This is a genomic window from Promicromonospora umidemergens, assembly GCF_024171995.1.
Classification (GTDB): Bacteria; Actinomycetota; Actinomycetes; order Actinomycetales; family Cellulomonadaceae; genus Promicromonospora; species Promicromonospora umidemergens.
In genome coordinates this window covers 1-2,082 of the sequence record NZ_JAMTCT010000061.1, presented here as the reverse complement: position 1 = coordinate 2,082, position 2,082 = coordinate 1, and the positions used below count along the sequence as shown (strand labels likewise).

General features: G+C 69.7%; 2 protein-coding genes. One reads left to right on the top strand and one right to left on the bottom strand.

Annotation, left to right across the window (positions count from 1 at the left end; translation table 11 throughout):
• The first annotated feature begins 271 nt into the window (after positions 1-271).
• Positions 272-1,051: a DUF305 domain-containing protein gene (locus tag APR04_RS30250; RefSeq protein WP_253878353.1), complete on the top strand. Its 780-nt coding sequence runs from the start codon at positions 272-274 to the stop codon at positions 1,049-1,051.
• A gap of 9 nt (positions 1,052-1,060) precedes the next feature.
• Here the strand turns inward: APR04_RS30250 and APR04_RS30245 are convergent, their stop codons facing one another.
• Positions 1,061-1,879 (bottom strand): CPBP family glutamic-type intramembrane protease, encoded by an 819-nt coding sequence (locus tag APR04_RS30245; RefSeq protein WP_253878351.1) that lies wholly within the window; start codon positions 1,877-1,879, stop codon positions 1,061-1,063.
• Between the last annotated feature and the right edge of the window lie 203 nt (positions 1,880-2,082).

Sequence of the window (2,082 nt, the reverse complement as noted above, 5' to 3'; positions counted from 1 at the left end):
GCGGCACCTGGTCCACGTACTACTACAACGGGTATGCGTACTCCAACGATCTGGCCATCGGCTTCGACACCTTCGACATCGACGACTCGATCGACGGACGGGCAGAACGGGTCAAGCAGCGGGACCTGAACCCGCAGATGCAGACGCCGTTCCGCGGCTGACACGCAGCAACGGGTCTGAGGCCCGCCGGCGACCACCGCCGGCGGGCCTCTGGTCTCCGTGCTGGTTCGACTCTGGCGCCTCCTAGGGTTTGTATGGGAACCTCCCGGACATGACGCCCCAGGACTCGACGACCGAGGAGACCACGCCGCCGTCGGGTGACGCGCCGGACCAGGAGGCCGCGGCGACGCCGTCGGCCTACGGGCTGGGGCGGCGCCTCCGGATCATGGGGGCCGTCCTCGCCGGCGGGCTCGCCGTGGTGCTGGCGCTGCTGCTCTGGCTCGGCGTGCTGGTCCCGGCAAAGCAGGAGGCGGCGGGGTACTCCGCCGCGGACTCGGCCTACGCTGCAACGGCCATCGAGCACAACGCGCAGGCCGTGCAGCTTTCCGCGCTCGCGCCGGGGCGGTCCACCGACGACGCAGTGCTCGCCCTGGCCGTCGAGGTGGGCGAGGCCTCGGCCGGACGGGTCAGCGAGCTCGCCGGATGGCTCGAGGACCGGGAGATCGCGGTGCCCGCCGCGGGCAGGGAAGCGCTCGCCCTCGCAGCGGACGGCCTCGACACCGAGCTGCCCGACAACGGCAGCGGACCGCGTGCCGGGGCCAGTGCGCACTCCCACGAGGGCGGCAACCACGGCATGCTCACCGACGAGCAGGTCGACGCACTCGCCGCACTCGATGGTTCGGAGTTCGACATCGCGCTGTTGTCAGCGCTCGTCGAGCACCACTACGGCGGGCTGCAGCCGGCCGACGAGGAGATCGCGGAGGGCAAGGACGCCGATGCGAAGGCGCTGGCACAGGCCGAGGCCGACGCGATCCGCATCGAGGTCGAGGAGGTCCGTGAGGTGCTGGCCGCTATCGGAGGTCCGGGTTCCAACGACGGTTCCGGCTCATAGCGGAGCGGGTCAGGGCGCGGTGATGAAGATGTCGAACAGCTCCGGGTGGTGTCCGTGCACCAGGACGGCGAACACGACGGCGTCGAACAGCAGGTGCACCGCCACGACGTAGCTGAGCGACTTGAACTTCGCGAAGATCCAGCCCTGGACCAGCGCGAAAGGCACGGTGAGCAGCGGGCCCCACTCGCGGTAGCCGAGCTCCCACAGGAACGACACGAAGATCATCGACTGCAGCAGGTTGGCCTGCCACATCGGGAAGTGCTTGCAGAGCAGGGCGAACACCACGCAGATGAAGAACAGCTCGTCCCAGATGCCGACGGCGTTGACGCCGACGAAGAGCCGCCAGATGTCCTGCGTCCCGTCGAGGTCCGGCCAGTTCAGGTAGGCGCCCGAGCCGAGGAAGTAGAACGGCAGCAGCACGTACCCGAGCGCCACCACGGCGGCGAGGTAGACCCACTGCCCGCCGGTCCAGCGGCGTCCGGTCAGCACCGGGAACTGGATGGTGTCCTGCTTCAGTACGAACCGGGAGAGCGCCCACGGCACCAGTACCGATCCGCCGAGGGCCAGCGTGAAGCGCAGCATCCCGGCGTCGGACAGGTCCGCCTGCAGCGAGATCATCGAGATGATCCCCAGGCCCACGCCGATCAGGGCCAGGTCCCGGCCCAGGGCACGGTCGGCCCACAGGCCCAGCGCTATGCCCAGCACCAGCGGCAGGTACGCGACCGGCCGGATGTGAATGGCGAAGAGCAGGATCGCCGACGCCGAGACGAGGAAGGCGGCGGTGAGGCGCGCTGGGCCGACGAGCGGGTCGGGCAGGGTGAGGGTCACGGGGTCGAGGTTCCCACATCCCGGGTCAGCCGTGTGGCGCCGGTTGAGTGTTCGGCAGTACGTCACGTAGTCGGCATTCCGAGCGACCGACCACCTGACGTTCTGCCGACCACGCCTGGCGAGCCGACCACCCGGCCCGGTCACGTCAGGTCGTCGTGGTCGCCTCGCGTCCAAGCCGCGTGGCGGTTCGCTGAGCGTTGCAC

Excerpts from the sequence above, each read along its gene's own strand:
- APR04_RS30250 (WP_253878353.1), top strand. The coding sequence starts at position 272 with ATGACGCCCCAGGACTCGACGACCGAGGAGACCACGCCGCCGTCGGGT.